Genomic DNA, 20826 nt, shown 5'->3' on the forward strand with positions numbered 1-20826 from the left:
AGTATGGATGGTATCTCGCTGTACAGCTGCTGCGCAGGCGGGAAGCGGCGGCGTTCAAGATCGTGCCGCCATCCCGCCTATCGCGGTAGGTTTTCGGATTGGAGCGTTTACTTCCGGTTGTTGAACCGGTCGAGGGCTGCCTGCCGTGCCTTGACGGCTTCTTCAATTCCCATGCTCTTGATCGTTTGTACGAATTTATCGAAGTTTTCAATCGGCTCCGCGCCCATGATGAATTTGTTGATCATCTCGTCGCGGTACGTTTTGACGTCGTTCATAATCGATGCGGTCTTCGAGCTTTCTTCCGCCGTCAACGTAATCGGCGGCATCTGCTTGGAGTGATCGGCGGCCATCCACGCCTTCTGGGCATCGCGCTGCTCCGGCATCGTGAAATATTGCTGGATGTAGCGTTTGTCCTGAACGATCGGACCGCTCCAGCTGGCGATGAAATACTTGGCCATCGCTTGCGTGATTGGCAGCTTATCCGGGTTGTTCATGATAAGATCCGTGTACTTCGGATTGCCGTTCTCCATCTTGTAGCTTTCGCCTTCGATACCGAAGTTGAACAGCAGGTGGCCTTCCTGACCGTATTTGTAGTCCAGCCACTTGACGATTTGCTCCGGATTCGCCGCTGTTGCGGAGACCGCGGCTCCGATGCCGGAGAACGCGAACTGATATTGGCCGAGCGGCTTGTCGCCGGCCTTCAGGCCCGGATACGGAGCGCCGACGAGAGAGAAATTCGGCGTGGTCGGCTGCACGAGCGTCGTATAGCGGGAGATGCCGCTTCCCGGATAAGCCGACAACGAGCCCAGCTGATTGTTCGTCACTTTCGCGTCCTTCAGCTTCGCATCCGTAGTCGCATAGTCTCGGTCGATCAGTCCGGCTTTGTACCATTTGTTCATCGTAGCCAAAAATTCCTTAAACTGCGGCTCGATCGGTCCGTACTTCACTTTCCCTTTCTCATTGTAGAAATCCATGCCGATGCCCCAGGCGCCTACGAACAAATGGTTATATTCGTTGTCCGCTATCGAGAACAAGTACGGAATTTCGTCCTTTTTGCCGTTGCCGTTCGGGTCCTGATCGCGGAAAGCGGTCAGCACCGTCTCCCATTCGGAAATCGTGGTCGGCACTTTCAAATTCAATTTATCGAGCCAGTCTTTCCGAATGACCGGACCGTTAACGATCGCCAGCAATTCGTCGCCGAGCAGGAACGGCATCACGTAAATATTGCCTTCATCCGTTGTGATCAATTTGCGGAATTCCGGATTATCCTTCAATACTTTGGACAAGTTCGGCGCATGCTTGTCGATCAGCTCGTTCAGGCGGATTATCCGCTTCTCTTTAATTAAGCTGTCCGCCCCTTTCGGTGCCGTGCCCCAAGTATATTCGATAACGTCAGGGAGCTTGCCCGAGGCGAGCATCAGGTTGAACTGGTCTTTCTCTTGTCCGACCGGAGGATGCTGGAATTCGACCTTCGTGCCCGTCTTTTTCTCTAATTCTTTATAAGCAGCTATTTCACCGAAGCTTTTCATGGTAGCACCGACATTGGAATTCAGGGACACCCAGTAGCTGACCGATTTCGGATAAGAAACATCTTTAGGCGCTTCCCCTCCGGCAGCGGGTGCCGGATTCGCCGTTCCCGGCTTTTCTTCCTTACCTCCGCAAGCTGCAAGTACGGTTGCCATGAGCGAAACTGCTACGAGACTAGTTGTAAGCACTTTCATTTTTCTAACCATATCTTGGTGACCCTCCTATACATTTGTTTTGCGTCAGCGTTTCCGCTTGCAATTTCACTATAGAGGAGCCTGCGCTTACTGCCTACAATCCGTTGTTCGAGACGTAAACCGCCCTTCATATCGGGCATAAACCGATTTTCATCCGGACCAACCGTCCTTCACATCGCCTTGCTGGGCAAGCATTTCCCGGTATTTGCCGGGGGTGATGCCCTCCCATTTTTTGAACACCCGGATGAAACCGATGTCGGTGGCGTAACCGACTTTTTGTGCGATTTGCAGAACGGTCAGCCCGTTTTCGGCAAGCAGCCGCTTCGCTTCCCTCACTCGAACCTCGACCATATAATCGGTCAGATTGATTCCGTTTTGTTTTTTGAAAAATCCGGACACGTACTGCGGCGTCATCCCGAAATGGTCTGCGATCGAAGTCAGGCTGAGACCATTGTCCGCGCTGTTCTCCTCGATATATTGCTTCAGCCGCTCGTTCAGCCGCCCGCTCTGATCGGTCCGGGCTTCCCGGACGCTGTCGCAGATCGCCAGGCTCAACTCCTTGATCCGGCCCAGCATCTTCTCGGCCGAGGAGCTACTCATAATATGCTTCACCGGATCGGAATCGATGCCCGGCAATTGCCTGGCGTCGATTTTCAACGCGTTCATCACCTTCAGAACAGTGCTGAGCAGATTAAACAGCAGCGTCTTGCCCAGCTCCGGCGTAATGCTGCGGGCGGCCACATTGTGCTCGTATAATCCGTCCAGCAGCCGGACGACTTCCTCGTAATCGCCGCTTTTCATATAATTCATCAGCTGTGCTTCCGTCTCGATCGGATAATGATAGTACCCGCGCTCGATTTCGCGAATCTGGTCAAATAATATAACGGTTCCCGATCCGTGGATAATCCGGTAGTCCAGTGCGGACAACGCTTCCCCGTAGCACCGGCCGATTTCCGTCAAGCCGGAACGGACCGAGCTGACGCCGATGGCCGTTCGCATCCGGAACCGCTCCTCGGTTACCCGCTTCAGTTCCCGGATGATCCGGTCGCGCTCGCTGCGGGTTTCTTCTCCGTCATCCGGCACGTTCATCAGCAGCGCCAGCCGGTTGCGGTCCGTCTCCGTCACGTAGCCCAGGTCACTTAGCAGCTCGCTGCTCAGGTTAAACAAAATAAACCGGATAAGCGCCCATTCCCGTTCGCTTCCATCCGCTATAAACTCGCTGCTCTCATCCACCTCGACCAAAATGACGCATACGTCCGTATAAGGAAACCGGACGCCCATGAACTGAAGCGACTCCTCCTCCATCGATTCCGGTTCGGCTTGTCCTTTCAAAAGTCTGGACAGAAAATACGCCCTTACGACCGGGATATGCCCCTCCAGCTTATCTTTGAGCTCCTTGCCTTCAGCCATCGTCTCGGCGATCGACGTCTTGATGAACTCATACTCATTCCCCAGAACAGGAGCTTTGTCCGCCGGATTTCCGTTCATCAGGGCGAATACCATATCGCGGATCGGACTATAGCTGCGGTAGGCCATCCAATAAGCCGCCACCGTTCCGGCAATGACGACAAAAGCAAGCAGCGAAATCGCCCATACCTCGATTTCATTCACGCGCTGCAGGACGACCGCTTCGGGGACAAGCGATACGTACTTCCACCCGCTCTGTCCGGTCGTATACGAGAGCATGCTGTCTTTGCCGCCGTCGGAATAAGACTGGTAGCCGCTCCCCCCGGTAATTTCCTGGCGCAGCCGCTCCGAGAACTCATAGTTCCCTGATGTCGACAAAATCACCTGACCCGTGTCGTCCAAAATGTAGATCGAGCCGCTGTTCACCCACTCGATTTTTTTCAGCAAGTTGTAAATCTGCTCCTCGCCGATCGTCATGATGAGCGTTCCCCATACATTTTCCGCTTCTCCAAGCGGTAACGATACGGCGCTCTGAATCACGTTCCTCCGGGTCGCTCCGTCCAGCATGGCGGTTACCGGCCAATACGTCTTGAAATGATAACCGGACAGCAGATCGGAGCGCACCTGCTCCAGCGTCTTGTCGGCATACGGGTACAGCTTCGTAAAATACGTTTCCGCATCCGTCTTTACACGCGAAGTCAGGATAATATCCTCGTCCCTCATATGAATAAAAAAGCTGTCGACGAAGCCGGAGCCTTTGCCGATATTCATCAGCGCCCTGACCGCTTCCTCGTATTGGATATATTTTTCGCTGTCCCGGATCGTCCACAACGTTTGAAGCTTCGGATGCGTGGCGATCTGAACGGCGATTTGCTCGATTTCCTGCAGATGGTTATCGACGATCTGACGAACCTGCTCCAGCATGGCCAGGTTCGAACGGCTCGCATTCTCAACCATCGTCTTCTCCATACTCGTGTAAAGCGCAAAGGATACAGACACGGGTATGATCAGGATGGCGATGTAGGATAACCATAACGTCAAAAAGACACTTTTGCGGCGACGAATCATGCAAAGCCCTCCTCGTCTAGAAATGTAAGGAATTTCTTCTTTTTGCATTGAAACCGCTTTCCCCAATAAGCGTGCTCAGTAATGGGTGAAGTTTATCATATTTGCAAGATGCCATCAAATTAAATATCGATTAACCAAAACCGAAATCACACCCTTGTGTAGGGTCGGAGACGAGAAAGCGCCCGTTCTCACCGGGTTTGTGAATCGGCGTCTCCCGTCAACTGTAAATAGGTTACTAAATCATAGGATTGATTGAGGTGAAACAGAATGCCGGGGGGAAAAACAAAAATCAAAAAACCTTACAGAACCATTTCTGTAAGGTTTTTTGCCTTCGGATCGCACGCCAATATCGTATTGCAGACCATCAAGGTCAGGGCTTCCACAACGTCGCCGCAATATAGCACGCTCCGCCGAGCTCGTCATTGTAGTAATAGATGATGACGAGCGTCCCGTCCTCATGCAGCACCGTACGGGGATAACCGATATCGTGGCTGCCCGCTGCGGCGTTCAGGACGATATCCTCGCCCCAGGTTTGCCCTTCATCCGCGCTTAGCTTGGCTCTCATGCCATACGGCGCGTTCCGGTATGCATACGTCATGCACAGCCGTCCGTCGTGCAGCCGGGTCAACGTCGGCGGATTGCCACCGTGTCCCGTATCGGCTACCGGGCGGCACACATACGTCCACGTCGCCCCGTTATCGGATGAGCGGTACAGATCGATCCAGTTGGCCGACACGTTGTCTTCGCCCGTTCTGCGCTCGCGCGTGGCGACCAGGATGTCGGTATCCGATAACCGGACGCTGGCAGGCATGATCGAGAAGCCGTTGCCCGATTCGGGACCGACCCAGGAGACGAACTCGAACGTCCTGCCGCCGTCCGACGCGCGGGCGCACAATACCCGACTGCCTGTCTCCGTTCCTTCCGCCGTCGGCGCCGTAAGGAAAAACAGACATTCGTCCGGACCGGACACCAGATAGTCGGTGCGTGCCGCCAGACCGATCTGCCCCATCATCGGGATCGCAAACGGTCCATCCCACGAGTGGCAGCGATCGGCCGACGTGTAAAACCACGATCTCGAGCCGCCCGTCAAATCCTGTCTCGCACACATCAAGGCAAAATCCGGGTGGGTGAAGTCGATCGCCTGCTCCACGGGAACGGGTTCGTTCCCCCCTCCGTTCTCTCCCGCCTGCGAATCGGAATGTTCCCCCGCCGACAATCCTTTGTTGCCCGGGGTACGAACCGGCATTTCGACTGATTGCCAGCTCTCCCCTCCGTCCAGGCTGCGCGCCTGCATGGCGACGAACGGCCTCGTTTTGTCGCGGGCGTGAAACCCGCCCTCCGTGCTATGATAGCCCAGCGTATAACCGACGACGATCTCGTCGCCCCACGACCAGATGCCGTAGTTGGCCGGCCAGCCGGCGTATCTTCCCGCTTCTTTATAGATGATGACTGTTTTCATGAATGTCCTCCATCACACGTAATTCAATCCTTTCGTATAGGGAAACGGAATCGGCAGGAAGTCGGAAGCCGCCTCTAGCCATTCCCGGTCCGGCGCAAGCTCCTCCGGCCGCTTGTCGAATAGGAGCGCGGTCAGCTGAGCCGAATTCAGCGCAACTTTTTTACAACTGCCGATCGCGATGATGTATGTGCCGTCTTCGCCGACGCGCACCTGCGGCACGTCTCCTTCAATGTCGGCTGCCCGGCCCCAATACGGGCGAAGCTGTTCGAGCAGTGCGGCCGGATTCACGATGTGAACGGTGCCCGAATTGCACTCATCCGCAGACGTGCCGGCTCCGGCCAGCAGCCGCTCCATCTCTTCCTCCTGCCAGCCGACTGTAATGTCGAGTTTGTCCGCCAGCCCGTTCGCGAGGGCGTGCAGCACAATCGAACAAACGTCCTCCGTCCGGCCTGCCCATTCGAGCACATAGCTGTTGCGGGCTCCGTAATCGACTCCGTCCCGCAAAAGCGCCAGCACACAGAAGGCGACGGCCTTGCCGTCCCGTTCGGCGATCAGCGTCGTCTGCTTCATCCGCTGCATCGACGTTACCGCAGCCGCGGCATGCAGGTCCGCCAAGTCCCATACGCTCTGCTCGTAATGGACAGACTTCGAAGCGGACAGTTCCTGCAGCCGGAACCAGTCCGCTGCATCCGCCACCCTGCACTGTACTCCCGGAGACAAGCAGGGAGCGAGCGCTTCCGTCCGATCCGCAGACACCGTGTGCCTGCGAAACGCGCCGAACGGATGACAGCCCGCATCTGTGTACAAGGAACGGGTGCCTGAGACGAGCAGCAGGGAGGCCCCGGCTTTAGCGATATGCCGTTTGGCATAGTCCAGAATGAGACTGGCGCAGCCTCTTCCCCTGAAGTCGGGATGCGTGCATACCGCACCGTACGAATACACCTGCAGACGCGCATCCCCAATCCGGATCAACGACGGTACCAGCCCGGCGAACGAGACGAGCCTCCCCTCGTCATAGCCGCCGACCGCCTGACCCAGGCTGCCGGAAAACAACTTCGGCGACGAAACCGCAAGCGAAGGGCGGTCGTCATTGCGAAACGTCTGGTCGACAAGCAGAATCGCTTCCTTCATATCGCCGCCAGTCAACAGGCGAATATCCATAGGCTTCTCTCTTCCTCCATCGGCACGAGTTGCCTAGCGTGTTTCCCCATGCGGACTGCCGCCTTGCGGGGCTTCGTATTCCGAAACCGCTGCTGGCGGCAGTCCGACCCTGGCAAGAAGCCGGTCATGTTATCATGCTATGCGTGTGCCCTGCCGTTCTCTTATTTCATCCGTTTCCACGCGGCATTGTAAATGTCCTCGATCTCGCTTGCCCCGCCTGCCGCGACTTCCTTCGCGAATGCGTCAAGCTCGCTGAGCGGACGGCTGCCGAGGATGAACTTATCGACGTTCTGAGTGACGATCGTGTCCACCTTCGTCGTAAGCTGCTTCAGCTTCTCCCGTTCTTCCTCAGTGAACGGCGGGTCCAGCGGCTTTTCGATCACTTCCTTGCTATCTTTCTGCTGCTTGACGCTGTCGGACCATATCTTCAGCTCCGGCGGGGAGATCGTCAGCATCGGCGTATCGTCGGTGAACGTGCTGAATGCCAGCAGTCCCGTTCCCAAGAAAGATTGCATCGCCCGGTACGGGTCCTGCTTATCCTTGAACTGATCAATCAGGCTCGAAGCGATCGTCACTTTGTCGCCCGAACGGGTGAAGTGCTCTCCCGGCACGCCGAAGTTGGTAATATCCGCGCCTTCGTCCGTATACATCCAGTCGAACAGCTTGACGATTTCCTCCGGATTTTTCACCTTGCTGCTGATCGCATAGGAATTAAAGCTGGACGGATTGTCCATATAGTTCCGTTTATTGCCGGACGCGTCCTTGAAGACCGGCAGCATGTCGAATTTCGCCTTCGGATTGACCTGCTGCAGCGCGGCGTTGAAATTAACTGCAAACGTATAGTTGTCGTAGAAAAACAGCGACTTGCCGGAGCTGAGGTTCTGCTGCCACTGCTGAGCCGTCAAGTTCGTAAAGTTCGGATCGAGCAGCTTCTCCTTGTACAGCTTGGTCAAATACGTCATCACTTCTTTGAATTCCGGATGCGCCGGACCGTACAGGTACTTATCCGACTTCGGCTCGTAATAGATGGAGAAGCCGCTGCCGAACGCGTACGCCAGGAACCGCAAATTGTATTGCGAGCCGCTGCGCATCGTCCACGGATACGAGTCCGGATACTTCGCCTTGAACGCCTTCAGCACCTCGTACAGCTCCTCGAACGTCGTCGGCGCCTTTAAGCCCAGCTCCTGCAAAATATCGGTACGGATCATCGGGAAGTTGCCCACATTCGCCGCCACCGACTTGCGTGCCATGATCGGGAAGCCGTAGAAGTTGCCGTCGATTTTCAGCTTGCTCGCCTCCGGCTCGCTCTCCAGCCGTTTCTTTAAATTCGGCGCATGCTTGTCGATAAGCGGAGACAGATTCAGGAAGATGCCTGTGCTCGCGTAGTTCGTAATATCGGTCCGCGATACGTGCAGCACGTCCGGAATATTGTTGGTGGCGATCAGCGTCTTCTTTTTCGCCTCGTAATCGCTGCTCGGCACGCCTTCCATATTGACCTTCACGTTCGTCTTCGCCAATATCTGCTTCAGCGCAGGAGAGTCTTTCAGCACCGGCTGAATCGAGCTGTCGCTTCTCATCACCGTAATCGTTCTCGCTTCCGGCGTCTTGGCGGCCGAACCGTCCGCTTCGCCGGCTTTCCCGTTCCCGGTGGAGGAGGAGCAAGCCGACAGCATCGCTACCGCAGGCAGCAATACGCTCAGTGCCGCGGGAAGTACCCGTTTCTTCGATCTCATCTCAAAAACACCCCTTCTGATTTCGTTCAATCAGCCTTTCAACGAGCCCACCATGGAGCCTTTGACAAAATATTTCTGGAGGAACGGATACAGCGCAAGTATCGGCAGGATCGCAACCATCACGACTGCATATTTAATATTTTGGTCGACGACGAGCGTACCTACCACGCCGCTCATCTCCGTCGATTGGGCCGACATGTCGCCCTGGATGACAATATTGCGCAGTATCATCTGAATCGGATATTTGCTGCTTTCATTCAAATAGATCAATGCCGAGAAAAAGCTGTTCCAGTGTCCTACAGCGTAAAACAACGTCATCGTCGCAAAGAGCGGCGCCGACAGCGGAAGCACGATTCTCAGGAACACTTTCCAATCGTTAGCACCGTCGATATGGGCCGATTCGATCAGTGCATCGGGAACCGCCTGGAAGAAGGTGCGCATCATGACCATATAGAAGACGTTGATCGCCGGCGGCAGCACAATCGCCCACAGCGAGTTGAGCAAGCCGAGACTGTCGACCACCAAATAGCGGGGAATCATGCCTCCGTCGAAAAACATCGTAAACACGATCATCATCGCGAATATGTTTTTGCCGTAAAAATGACTGCGCGAAAGCGGATAGGCGCATAGCGCGGTCATCGCCAGATTGATCGTCACGCCGACGGACGTATACAACAGCGTATTTTTGTACGCCTGCACGATCGGAGCACTGGAGAAAATGATCTCGTACGCTTTCAAAGTCACATCGACCGGATAAAATCCGACCTCTCCCCGGCTGACCGGCCCTCCCGAGCTGATCGAGATAATCGCCATATAGTACAGCGGATACAGCATCAGGAACACGACGCCGATCATCAGAAGGGCGTTGACGATATCGAACAGCGAAATACGCCTTTTGCGGAAACGGGACATAGCTACACCACCGCTTTTTACCATAGACTGGTCCCCCCCAGCCATCTCGTGAACCGGTTCGCTCCTACGACCAATATATAGGCTACGACCGATTGGAACAGGCCGACGGCGGAGGCGAAACTAAGATCGCTTCCGAGCAGCCCTCTCCGGTACACATACGTCTGGATGACGTCGGCCGTCTCATACGTCGCTCCATTATAGAGCAGCAATATTTTCTCGTAGCCGACGGACAGCGAATTGCCGATCGCAAGCAGGAACAAGATCGTAATAACCGGAACGAGGCTCGGCAGCGTCACATGCAGCGTCTGCTTCCACCGGTTCGCTCCATCCATCCGGGCCGCTTCGTACAGCTGTGGATCGATGCCTGTAAGCGCGGCCAAATAAATAATCGTCCCCCAGCCCACCTGCTGCCAAATATCCGAGGCGGTGTAAATTGTCCTGAACCAGGATGGCTCGATCAGAAATTGAATCTGCTCCCCACCGAACCATTCGATCAGCCGGTTCAGCATCCCGTCCAGCGCCAAAAAGTTGACGAGCATCCCCGAGATGACGACCGTCGACAGAAAATGGGGCAAATACGCCACCGACTGCACGAACCGTTTGAAAAGCTTCGCCCTCAGCTCGTTCAGCAGCAGCGCGAGTATGATCGGCGCCGGGAAATTAAACAGCAGACCGTACAGGTTGAGCATAAGCGTGTTGCGTAACAGCTTCCAAAAATAAGGGTCGTACAAAAACACTTTAAAATGCTCGAATCCCACCCACGGGCTTTTAATAAATCCGCTGAACACGTTGTAGTTCTGAAATGCGATAACGTTGCCGAAAATCGGAATGAAATGAAACAACACGAAATAAATCGCGGGCAGAGCAAACATCGCATATAAATATTTGCTTCTCCTAAGCTGCCTCTTCCAATGCGGGGTCCCTACTCCGGCCATCTGTGTGCCGTTCACCTGGCAAGCCTCCAATCTCTTACTCACACACAAGAGATAGTTGGTTCTTTATGGAAGAACCCTATTCTCCATAATATCCGGCCCAATGCCCTTCGCCTTCCTCGTCTCTCCTTTCCGTACCGGCGGTACCGTTATGTCGTTGCTTTTTTAGCATAGCCGGCCGGTGAAGCGCTTTCTATTGTCAGTAAGGCGAAAACCGTCCCAATTTCCCGCCAATCGGAACAGTCTCAGATTTCCTTGCGAGTCTCAAAATCCGCTATTCGGGCGAAACTTCGCCTTCCTGCAGCATTTTCCGGTAGTCCTGAGGCGTAATCCCCTCGTATTTTTTGAACAGGCGGAAAAAGGTGGAGCGGCTGACAATGCCTACTTGTTCCGCGATCTCATCATTTTTGAGCGCCGTCGTGGCAAGCAGCTCCTTCGCTTCCGCGATCCGTTTGATCTGGATATACTCCGTCAAATTCGTGCCGGTCGATTCCTTGAACAGCTTGGAAATATATTTGGCCGATAAATTCATTTCCCCCGCCACTTGTTCCAAATACAAATCGTTCCTGTAATTGTCGTCGATATATTGAATCATCTTCATGACGATTTTCGCCGCTTTATTGTCCTCCTGGGACGTTGCGTTGTCTATGATTCCCCGGCAAAAGCGCAGTAGCAGCGACAAATGCTCCTGCAGATCGAGAAGCTGGGAAGCCCGGCCGACCAGGATGAGATGGTCGTTCTCCGTCAGCAGGCGCTGAGGAGGGATGCCTTTCTCCATCAGAAATTTGACGCCGATATTGTACAGCTCGACGAGCAGCAGATTCATGTACCAGTTCGACGTTCCCTTCTCCAGGTTCAAGTCGACGATAGCCCGGATCTCCTCTTCCAGCACCGGCATCTCCCCGCTCCGCAGCGCATTGATGATCTTGCGCTCCTCAACGAAGCCGAAATGGTAGTACTGCTCCAGAGGAAAAAAGGAGGCTTCGATAATCTGGGTATCGCTGTTCTCGTCCGCCTTGGCGAGCGCCAGCCGGCCGTCGCCGTACGACTTGGCCAAATCGCCGATCTGCTCGTAGATCCGGCCGACCCCGACGGCCAGCCGGCAATACCGGGTATCGTAATCGAACGTCTCGATCAGCGCCGAGAGGGCTTGGTCGAGCGCGGTGCGGTCCTGCCCTTCCTTCAGATTAACCATCGCCGCGTACATCTGCTTCTGGGCGTCGATAACGTAGGCCGACACGTGCCTTTGCAAAATGCCTTGAATGATCTTTTTCATATTTTCCTGCACGATGAGCCGATCCGTATCCTGGATCTCCTCATAAAACGGCTGCTTGAAATGAAATTTGACGCAGACGCATACATACTGGCCGTTCTCAAAGCCGATTTCCTGCATCAGCGCCTCATGCTTGCCGAGCCGGTTGCCGCTTAACACATAAGTAAACGCGTTCTCCAGAAACTCGCCGGAAAATTTCTCCCGCCGATGCTGGGCGTCGAGCAAGTTGCGGATCGGATTGTACAGCTTGTTGCTGAATATAAAGGAAAACAACACGCCGAGCACGATCAAAATCGCCGACATCCATTTGATCAAGGACAGGATGCCGCTGGCCAAGCCGGTATACTCCTCGGCCGGTGTTACCGAGTAATAGTTCCAGCCGTATTCCGAGCGGTATACGTTCACGATGAAGCGGTTCTTATCCAGCTTCAACTCGGTGTAGCCGTCGTCCATCCCGCCTACGGATTCCGTAATCCGCTGGAAGACGGAGGGCTGCAGCAAGTCCGGAGAGCCGGTTACGACGCGCTGACTCTGGTCCGTCACGAGAAACGCACTCGAATCGGCCACCCGGTTCTGCTGCAGAAAGCGGTTGATCTGCGTAGCGGATATGGTGGCGACGAGTACGACCCGGTTGCCGGCTATATATTGGGACAGGACGAAAGGGATCACCGTTTCGCCGCCTTCTTTATACGATTTGCGCACCTCGGTCGGCTCCAGCACGCGTAGCGAGAAGTCGCCGCGCAGCAGGTCGGACCAATAGCTTTCTTCATAGTCGGCAAACCGGCTGAATTGGGTGAAAAACGAATGAAAACTTTCCATTCCGTCGCTTTTGTATACCCACTCGCTATCGGTATATACGAACATATCGTCTACGTAAGGACTGACAATGTTGCGATTGGACGCCAGCCATTTGACGATACTGGTTATTTTTTCTTTCTCGTCGAAGCTTTGCTGCTGATAAGGGACCAGATAGCGCTGTACCGTGTCGTTCATCAGGAAGTTCATCCCGGTCTGCTCGGTGGTGCGCAGCACGTTGTCGATCGCCTTGGAAGAAGAGATCAGATTCGAGCCAATTTTGTCGACGGTCTGCTGCTTGAACAGCGCCACGTTGGCCATATAAATCCCCGAGCCGATGATCAGGATCGGGACCAGTAGAAATAAAAAGTAGGAGAGGATGCGAAAGTACAGCTTGTTGGTTCTTGCCGGCAATCTCCATTTCCCGAATGTCATCTTGTTCGAACCACCCTTTTCTCTCGTTGAACCTATTGTATCAGCAAGGCCGGAGCAAGCATAGACGGGGAATCGCGGCAAGTCCGGCGCGCCTGCGTTGCAGATGCTGGGCAAGCAGCAGCTCCTGCCGGCAGCCTCCCTTCGTAGGTGCTGTACGAGTAGGCTTTTGGCTGAGTCGCTCGAGACCAACGGCGAACTTGCCGCGTAACGGATATGAAACGCTGGGCAGCATTCCTCGAGCCTAACGGCAAACTTACCTCGTAACGGACACCAGCGCATCTTAGACAGTCTAAATTGAAAAATTCCAAAGCTAACGGACAAAAACGACGCTTACAATGCCAAAGGCGCTGTAAATATGGAGTTATCGGCTGCTTAAAGACTCATATGTCCGTTAGAAATCAAATTTGCTCATTTCTTACGTTTTAGCGGCTGTGGTGTCCGTTAGCCGTCGCCCAGCATCGCTCGAGCCTCTGCAATAAGTTAAACCGTCCGGCACATACACCGGACGGTCTTTAACATGCAAAGCTATACATTCGTGCGTTGGAAGGAAGGGGGTACCGGGCTCCAACCGCTCGTCTGCAAGCTTTGCCTTTTGAAGTTTAATAGTTACAACAACGCGATTTCAAATGCGGTCTGAGTATGATTCTGGTGAGCAGCTTGCCAAATCACTTCTCCAGCGAATCTTTCTTCTCAGCCGAGCTTAAAGCCCTGGATCGCAACGACGCCGCAGCGCGCAATTTTGTCGCCCGGACGATGCGGCCACAGGCTGGTCGGCTTGCTCAGATCGTCCGTCATCTCGCCCGGATGCTGAATGGACAGAAACAGCGTATTCTCATCCGGCGTGAAATACGGCCCCGTCAGCTCGCTCTCAACCGGTGCCGAAGCGAACTGCAGCGCCTGCGCCATGCCCGGCCCGTGAGTCGGGACGACGAACAGCCCGTTGTTCATAAACGTTTTGTACACGCCCTTATTGTGGCTGCTGGACGAGATGTCCGTTACGATCCACAAGTTGCCGTTCGAGTCGAACGCCAGGTTGTCGGGCGAGCTGAAGCCGGACTGACGGCCGCCGGCGATGAAAATTTCGAAGTCGAACTCGGTCGCGCCAAGATCGTCGCCACTTTCGAAAATACGGGTAATGTGCCCGTGAATGTTGCCGTGCGTATCGTTATTCGTATGGCTGACGAACACGGTGTTGTCGAACGGGGAAATCTCGATGTCCTCCGGACGGTCGGTCGGCGTCCCGCCTACGATCAGCGCCGCCTCGTGGCAATTCGTCACGACGTCGCCCTCGTTTTTGAACTTCGCCAGCAGTTCCTCGCGGGTCCCTTTCACCCCGGTAGGAGCTTTGAACTTCTCGTTCGCCAGCAGCTTGGAGACCGCTTCGTACGTTACCGGCGCCCATTTGCCCGATTTGAGATTGGCTACATACAGCGTGCCTTCCTCCAGCAGGGCGGAGTTGGCGCGGTCTTTCATCGGATCGTACTTGCCTTTGCTGACGAATTTGTATACGCAAGCGTCCTTCTTATCGTCCCCCATATATACGACGACCCGGCCGTCCTTCGTCAGACCCATCGCCGTGTTTTCGTGATTGAACCGGCCCAGGGCGGTATGCTTCCTCGCGTATTTTCCGTCGAACGGATCGATCTCCACGACCCACCCGTAATGAGTGAGCGGCAGCCCGGCCCGCTCCGCCGTCTCCGAGAAGTTCTCCTCGCACGACAGCACGGTATTCCACAGCGTGACGCCTCCGGAGCAATTGGCAAAAGTCCCCTTGACCGCGGTTGCGTGGCCGACTGCCGCAGTCCCTTTGGCCGGACCGGTCAGCTCGAACGGCGAGAAGCCGTTGATACGGCGGGCGTATTGGGAGCCTGTATCCATTTTCCACGAGCCGTCCATGTCACGGAACACCTCGATAACCGACATCCCCTGGTAGTACAAATCTTTCTCAATCTGCTCCTTCGACCAAGCGCCGTCCGCGGCGATCGGTCCGATCGAGAAAATGTTCGTATATTCGTGGTTGTTCACGAGCAGGCCGCGCGTGTTCGAGTCGTGAATCGGGAAGTAGGCGTTGTAATCGGAGCCTTGTCCGAATTTCTCGCCGGCTTTGTTGATCACATCGTCAAACGCCGCCACTACGTCGTATTTGAATCCTTTGGGCAGCAGCAGCGCATCTTCCTTCGACGGTGCGATCGGCTCGAAGTATCCGCTTACTTTATTCGTCTTGAAGCCAAACAGATGATCCGCCGTAGGCGACATGGCGGACGCTTTCCCCTCCAGCACGCCAAGCCCGGCGGATGCGGCGGCCAATGCGGCGGCTCCTGTCCCGATATACGATAAAAATGTGCGGCGGTTGATCTCCTTCATACGTACCACTCCTCGTCCACGATAATGTCCGCTAACGCGCTTTCTGTATTCCACGATAAGGGACGAATGTCATCGCAGTGTTTGGCGCAGATGAAGAAGTTGTTAAGACGATCTCCACGAGCGGACGAGCGACGAATGACGAAAAAGCCTCAAGCTCCTCTCTAACAGGGACTTGAGGCTTTACATATATTAGGACACGCTGGAAATCGCTCCGCTGTCTTGCGTCTCTGCTTCCAGCTTGCGGACGATCAGACGCGATACGCGCATGTGGTCCACTTCATCAATAATCATCTCGAAATCTTCAAACTGCACGCGTTGGTTTTTCTTAGGCGGGATTTCGACCTGCGCATACATCCAGCCGCCGATTGTATCATAATCATCCGATTCGATCTCCAAGCCGAAGTAATCGTTAAATTCCTCGATATGGAGCATGCCGTCCACGGAATGAGTGTATTCGTCCCTTTTCTCGATGCTCGGCCTATACTGGTCGAATTCGTCGTGAATTTCCCCGACAAGCTCCTCCAAAATATCCTCCATCGTCACAATACCGGACGTTCCGCCGTATTCGTCGATCAGCAGCGCCAGCTCGGTCCGGTTCTTCTGCATCATTTTCAGAAGCGTACTGATGGACATCGATTCCGGAATGCTCATAATCGGGCGTACGACTTTGCGAATGTCGTCAAGACCGTCACGGGCTTTTAGCAAATCCTTAATGTGCACAAATCCGATGATGTTATCTTTGTCGGGATCGCACAGAGGGTATCGGGTACGCATCTCTTTGGTGGCGATCTCCATATTTTCTTCAAACGACCTGTCGGCGTACAAGCAGGCCAGCTCCGTGCGGGGTATCATAATCTCCCGGGCTACCGTCTCGGTAAAATCGAATACGTTGTCGACGAGCGCCAGCTCCGTATTGTCGATCAGCCCGTTCTTATGGCTTTCCTTCACCAAAAGACGAATCTCTTCTTCCGTATGAACTGCGTCGTGCTCGGATTCCGGCTCGATTCCGGACTTGCGGAGCATCCAGTTGGAAGCGCCGTTCAGCACCCAGATGAACGGGTACATCAATTTATAGAACACTACCATCGGAACCGCCGACCATAGTGTGACCTGTTCGGACTTTCGAATCGCGTACGTTTTGGGTACTTGCTCACCGATTGTAATATGGAATGCTGTCACGATCGTAAAGCCGATTATAAAAGCAATGACATGAATAGCGCTGTCCGGCAGATGAAACGACTTCAAGGTCGGTTCAATCATTCGTGCAATCGTCGGTTCTCCCAGCCAGCCGAGGGCAAGCGACGTGAGCGTAATGCCGAGCTGACAGGCAGACAAGTAGGCATTCAAATTGCCCAGTATACCGCTTGCAAGTTTGGCGCTAATCCTTCCTTCCAGAGCCATCGCATCGATACGATTTGTTCTCGCTTTCACCATCGCGAATTCCGCAGCTACAAAAAATCCGTTTAACAATACCAAAACTAACGCAATCAACAAATTGAGTACTATCGGTCCTCCAGGGTCACTACCCAAATAATTTCCCGTCCGCCTTTCTTGAGGCAGACAGGTGCACCTCCCTTATTCTAAAAATGAATGTAACTCCATTATAAAGGAACGTCAGTAAACATCAAACGTTCGCTCGAGTTCGAAAAGAGGCGTCTCGAACCAAAATGTCAGAACATTCGGCAAAAAGGGATCGTTATTCAATGTTTATTCGCGTTTCCTGCTCTTTGTGCGGGTTGCTTTCTGTTTTCGAATTCCGGCAAGCCCAAATTAGGAGTCCGTTCCCAGATTTTGCAGAAATAACGTCGCATTCAAAAACCGTCTAGCCAGCGACTGGAAATACGTCGTCTGCACCGAAACCATCGCGATCAGCACCGTATTGCTTACCGCTTCTCTCTGCTCGGCGTTGAGGCTGTCCAGCGTTTGCACGTAGGAATCGGTAATTTTCTTGATCATATGCTCCATCATATGATCGTGATTTTGTTTTCCGCTCTCGTGGCCCGCCAGGTCGAGCACCTGGTCGTTGTTTTTGTCCAGCTCCTCGAACAGGTACGAGTAGGCGGCGTACAATCGCAGCGGGCGAATGAGGTCATCGGAGTCGTCCTGCGGATTTTGGAAGACGAGCGTCAGCAGCTTGCGGATTGATTCGAAATCAAGCGTCGCCTTCAGATCGTCGATGATGAACAACACGGCCGTTTGGTCGACCGAATACTTTTTGCCGATTCTGGGCGGTCCGATCAGGTCTTTGAAATCCCGCTTCACCCAATTTTGCACTGAAGTGACGGAATAATAGGTGTATTCGATCTGGTTGCCCAAGGCAACAATATCCGTAAGGGAGAAACCTTCTCCGGTTTGCTTCATTTTGATAATTTTCTCGAAGATCGGCGGCAGCGACGTGGAGATAAAGGCGCCGAGCGTTTTCCCGTGCTCCATATCGGCCTTGTGCGACTTGGCCCATACTTCCTGGAGCGTTGCAACCGGCGTTTTATCAAAGCTTCCTTGAAGCGACAGCAGCAAGGTAGCCATTTGTTTTCGGGTCAAATGAAAAGTTTCCATTTTGGATCAACCTCCCGTTCGAGGTGTAAGTTCTTATGAACTAATCATATGACGCTAAAGTAATTATGTCAAAGGCTTCATAAATCGAAGTGCGTCCCTATCTAATGCCGCTCACCACCCAGAATGAACCGATTTACTAAAATTCGGCCCAAAACGGACTTTGCGCACCGGATTCAAATCCGATATTATAGGTTCATAAGAACTTGTATATGTAGGGTTCTATTAAACAACTTTCCTGACTGGAGGACAGAATGATTACTCTGAATTTGGTGTTGGTCGCTTTGCTGATCGCCGCCACCGCTTTTTTCGTCGCTACGGAGTTCGCTATTGTCAAAATCCGCCCGAGCCGCGTCGACCAAATGGTGCTCGAAAACCGGAAAAATGCCCATGCCGTCAAAAAAGTAACAGAAAATCTAGACGGTTACTTATCCGCTTGCCAGCTCGGAATTACGATCACGGCGCTCGCTCTCGGCTGGCTCGGAGAGCCGACCATCGAGAAGCTGCTCCATCCTATACTTGAGCCTTTCCATATGCCTGAGGAAGCATTGCACATTTTATCGTTTGCTATCGCCTTTATTCTGATGACTTACTTGCACGTTGTTCTCGGCGAACTTGCCCCGAAGACGATCGCCATTCAGAAGGCGGAATGGATCGCTACGATTACGGCAAAACCGATCATGTTTTTCTATAGAATGATGTACCCGTTTATCTGGCTTTTAAACGGCTCGGCCAACTCGCTCGTACGCCTGATGGGCATGAAGCCCGTTAAAGAACACGAGGACGCGCACTCCGAAGAAGAGCTGCGCATTATTTTAACGGAGAGCTACGAAAGCGGCAAAATTAATAATACCGAATACGGCTACGTGAACCGGATCTTCGCCTTCGATGACATGCTTGCCCGCGAAATTATGGTTCCGCGAACGGATATGGTCTGCTTGCATCTGGACCGTACGCTGGAAGAAAACTTGCGCATCATTAAGGAAGAGCAATATACCCGTTTTCCGGTTATTAGAGAAAGCAAAGACGTTATTATCGGAATGGTGAACACGAAGCAGTTCTTCCTCCGCTATGACGACAACCCGAATATCGAGCTTTCTGAACTGATTATTCCCGTCATGGCGGTTCCGGATTCCATTCCGATCAAGTCGTTGCTTCGCAATATGCAGCAGGAACGCACCCATATGGCGATTCTCGTGGATGAGTACGGCGGCACCTCCGGAATGATTACGATTGAAGACATCCTGGAAGAGATCGTCGGCGAGATTCGCGACGAATTCGATGGCGAAGAGAAACAGGACATCGAGATTCTGGACGAAACCCATATGATTGTTGACGGCAAAATGTCGATCGCCCATATGAACGAGCTGCTTGGCATCCATATCGAGAGTGAAGGTCCCGACACGATCGGAGGCTGGCTGTACGGCCAGCATGCGGAACTGAAAAAGGGAAGCGAGTGGCATTTCAGAAACTACACGTTTCGGGTCAAAGAGAAAGAACGTCACCGGATCCGCAAAATCGAAATTATCCGACACGCCCTGCCCGAGGATGCGGACGACGAATCCGATACGAACCGAGGAGATCGACATGGGAACGACATGGGAGCTACTTAAGAAAGGCAATACTTCATCTTTGATCGCCGCGCTTGGCAACACCGGAGTCGCTGTGGTGAAAGGGATCGGCGCCGCCCTGAGCGGAAGCGGGACGATGTTCGCTTCGGCGATGCATTCAGTGGCGGACGCGATCAACCAAGGGTTCGTCTTCGCGGGCAGCGTGCTCGCGGAGCGGAAGCCGACGAAACGGTTTCCGACCGGCTTCGGCCGTGTCATCAATCTGTTCTGCATGGCGGCAGTTATGGTCGTATCGTTCATGGGGTACGAGACGATCCGCGAAGGATTCCATCTGCTGGCCCATCCGGCCGAGGCGACCAACTTCTGGCTGAACTTCTTCATTCTGCTTATCGCCATCGGTATTGACGGAGCAATTTTATGGAAGGCGATGAAGGAGATTGTCCGCGAGACCCGCTCGGGCGCCAAAGGACTGGCCGTCCTGTCCGCCTCGTTTAGCAACGTAGGGCGTGCCGCGCCTCCGACCCGCTTGGTCTTCTACGAGGACATCGTAGCTACGACCGGGGCCGTATTGGCACTCGCCGCCGTCATGGCGACGCAGTTCTCGGATTTTAAGGCGCTGGACGGGATCGCTACGATTCTGATCGGATTTTTGATGATCGGGGTGGCGTTTAAGGTCGGATATGACAATATGGTGGGTCTGATCGGGGTGGCTGCCCCCAAAGATATCGAGGATCGGGTTGCAGGGGTTCTTCTGTCCGACCCCGACGTCTCCGATATTAACCGGCTGCGCATACTTCAGGAAGGCCGCACGTACCACGTCGACGGATACGTCGAGCTCCGCAAAGGGCTGACGCTGGCGGAAGCCGACGACATCAAGTGGAGGCTGAGAGCGCTGCTGCTCGAAGACCCGGACATTACCGACGTCACACTCGGCATCCTCGAGGATGATGACCGGCAGAGCTGGCGGCCCGGCGATACGGTTGTGCACTAAGAAATAAGCAGCATTTTTAGAAAAGCGGCTAAACGAAGCCTTTGCAACGAAGAATGGCCCCTGTATGTGTAAGGGGTAACTTTTTCTTGGTTCAGATTGTCTCGGTCTGATTTAGCGCACTGAAACATTCCAAATCTTCAGAGAAACCGTCCGGTAAAGGGATCCGGACGGTTCGTTGACGTGCAGACCCACACGCTGGTGCGTGGGCGGGCGCCTTCGCTTCAACAGCTCGTAGGATGAGGCTTTGGAGGGTCATACCAACTCCTTCAACTCCACTCCGAATGAAGCCCTTACACAGCTTTCTTGGGAGCGGGTGGGGTTCACCTTTGCCAAAACGTATACACGCAGGCTCTGAACAAATTAGGAGTCTTTGCACCTGCTATTTTCGCCTTTTTTGCATAACGTAACCGAATAGAGGCGGTTTGCACCCCTTATATTAGCCAACTAATGG

13 protein-coding genes are annotated in these 20826 nt (G+C 53.8%); 2 read left to right on the forward strand and 11 right to left on the reverse strand.

The genetic code is table 11. The annotated features are described in order from the left end of the window. Positions 1 to 107: 107 nt before the first annotated feature. The 11 genes from IDH45_RS00610 to IDH45_RS00660 form a co-directional block, all read right to left on the reverse strand. Positions 108 to 1733 carry an extracellular solute-binding protein gene (locus IDH45_RS00610; protein WP_190923675.1) on the reverse strand — a complete coding sequence of 542 codons (1626 nt, stop codon included), beginning with the start codon at positions 1731 to 1733 and terminating at the stop codon, positions 108 to 110. 138 nt (positions 1734 to 1871) lie between these two features. Then, positions 1872 to 4196 (reverse strand): helix-turn-helix domain-containing protein, encoded by a 2325-nt coding sequence (locus IDH45_RS00615; protein ID WP_190923676.1) that lies wholly within the window; start codon positions 4194 to 4196, stop codon positions 1872 to 1874. Between the two features lie 370 nt (positions 4197 to 4566). Then, entirely contained in the window at positions 4567 to 5655 is a 1089-nt protein-coding gene (locus IDH45_RS00620; RefSeq protein WP_190923677.1) for a sialidase family protein, read from the reverse strand. A 12-nt stretch (positions 5656 to 5667) separates the two neighbouring features. Beyond that, positions 5668 to 6816, reverse strand: a complete 1149-nt coding sequence (locus tag IDH45_RS00625; protein WP_190923678.1) for a GNAT family N-acetyltransferase — start codon at positions 6814 to 6816, stop codon at positions 5668 to 5670. A 161-nt stretch (positions 6817 to 6977) separates the two neighbouring features. Continuing rightward, positions 6978 to 8549 (reverse strand): extracellular solute-binding protein, encoded by a 1572-nt coding sequence (locus IDH45_RS00630; protein ID WP_190923679.1) that lies wholly within the window; start codon positions 8547 to 8549, stop codon positions 6978 to 6980. A 30-nt stretch (positions 8550 to 8579) separates the two neighbouring features. Further along, positions 8580 to 9485, reverse strand: coding sequence for a carbohydrate ABC transporter permease (locus IDH45_RS00635; RefSeq protein ID WP_223836272.1), 906 nt, complete (start codon positions 9483 to 9485; stop codon positions 8580 to 8582). Continuing rightward, positions 9479 to 10411 carry an ABC transporter permease gene (locus tag IDH45_RS00640; protein ID WP_317891115.1) on the reverse strand — a complete coding sequence of 311 codons (933 nt, stop codon included), beginning with the start codon at positions 10409 to 10411 and terminating at the stop codon, positions 9479 to 9481. Before IDH45_RS00640 ends, IDH45_RS00635 begins: the two co-directional genes overlap by 7 nt. 256 nt (positions 10412 to 10667) lie before the next feature. Next, positions 10668 to 12896: a helix-turn-helix domain-containing protein gene (locus tag IDH45_RS00645; RefSeq protein WP_190923680.1), complete on the reverse strand. Its 2229-nt coding sequence runs from the start codon at positions 12894 to 12896 to the stop codon at positions 10668 to 10670. Positions 12897 to 13586: 690 nt separating this feature from the next. Further along, positions 13587 to 15260: a PhoX family protein gene (locus IDH45_RS00650; protein ID WP_190923681.1), complete on the reverse strand. Its 1674-nt coding sequence runs from the start codon at positions 15258 to 15260 to the stop codon at positions 13587 to 13589. A gap of 189 nt (positions 15261 to 15449) precedes the next feature. Beyond that, positions 15450 to 16694: a hemolysin family protein gene (locus tag IDH45_RS00655; RefSeq protein ID WP_379210976.1), complete on the reverse strand. Its 1245-nt coding sequence runs from the start codon at positions 16692 to 16694 to the stop codon at positions 15450 to 15452. 336 nt (positions 16695 to 17030) lie between these two features. Continuing rightward, a complete protein-coding gene (locus IDH45_RS00660; protein ID WP_190923684.1) occupies positions 17031 to 17816 on the reverse strand; it encodes a DUF1836 domain-containing protein in 786 nt (261 codons plus the stop codon). A gap of 251 nt (positions 17817 to 18067) precedes the next feature. Here IDH45_RS00660 and IDH45_RS00665 point away from each other — a divergent pair, with 251 nt between their 5' ends. Both IDH45_RS00665 and IDH45_RS00670 read left to right on the forward strand, forming a co-directional pair. Then, a complete protein-coding gene (locus IDH45_RS00665; protein ID WP_190923685.1) occupies positions 18068 to 19426 on the forward strand; it encodes a hemolysin family protein in 1359 nt (452 codons plus the stop codon). Then, a complete protein-coding gene (locus tag IDH45_RS00670) occupies positions 19401 to 20375 on the forward strand; it encodes a cation diffusion facilitator family transporter (protein WP_190923687.1) in 975 nt (324 codons plus the stop codon). The genes IDH45_RS00665 and IDH45_RS00670 overlap by 26 nt, the downstream gene beginning before the upstream one ends. Positions 20376 to 20826: the final 451 nt, after the last annotated feature.

Origin of the sequence: Paenibacillus oceani (genome assembly GCF_014705615.1) — a bacterium.
Classification (GTDB): domain Bacteria; phylum Bacillota; class Bacilli; order Paenibacillales; family NBRC-103111; genus Paenibacillus_AB; species Paenibacillus_AB oceani.

Excerpts from the sequence above, each read along its gene's own strand:
- IDH45_RS00610 (WP_190923675.1), bottom strand. The coding sequence starts at position 1,733 with ATGGTTAGAAAAATGAAAGTGCTTACAACTAGTCTCGTAGCAGTTTCG.
- IDH45_RS00615 (WP_190923676.1), bottom strand. The coding sequence starts at position 4,196 with ATGATTCGTCGCCGCAAAAGTGTCTTTTTGACGTTATGGTTATCCTAC.
- IDH45_RS00620 (WP_190923677.1), bottom strand. The coding sequence starts at position 5,655 with ATGAAAACAGTCATCATCTATAAAGAAGCGGGAAGATACGCCGGCTGG.
- IDH45_RS00625 (WP_190923678.1), bottom strand. The coding sequence starts at position 6,816 with ATGGATATTCGCCTGTTGACTGGCGGCGATATGAAGGAAGCGATTCTG.
- IDH45_RS00630 (WP_190923679.1), bottom strand. The coding sequence starts at position 8,549 with ATGAGATCGAAGAAACGGGTACTTCCCGCGGCACTGAGCGTATTGCTG.
- IDH45_RS00635 (WP_223836272.1), bottom strand. The coding sequence starts at position 9,485 with ATGGTAAAAAGCGGTGGTGTAGCTATGTCCCGTTTCCGCAAAAGGCGT.
- IDH45_RS00645 (WP_190923680.1), bottom strand. The coding sequence starts at position 12,896 with ATGACATTCGGGAAATGGAGATTGCCGGCAAGAACCAACAAGCTGTAC.
- IDH45_RS00650 (WP_190923681.1), bottom strand. The coding sequence starts at position 15,260 with ATGAAGGAGATCAACCGCCGCACATTTTTATCGTATATCGGGACAGGA.
- IDH45_RS00655 (WP_379210976.1), bottom strand. The coding sequence starts at position 16,694 with ATGGTGAAAGCGAGAACAAATCGTATCGATGCGATGGCTCTGGAAGGA.
- IDH45_RS00660 (WP_190923684.1), bottom strand. The coding sequence starts at position 17,816 with ATGGAAACTTTTCATTTGACCCGAAAACAAATGGCTACCTTGCTGCTG.
- IDH45_RS00665 (WP_190923685.1), top strand. The coding sequence starts at position 18,068 with ATGATTACTCTGAATTTGGTGTTGGTCGCTTTGCTGATCGCCGCCACC.
- IDH45_RS00670 (WP_190923687.1), top strand. The coding sequence starts at position 19,401 with ATGGGAACGACATGGGAGCTACTTAAGAAAGGCAATACTTCATCTTTG.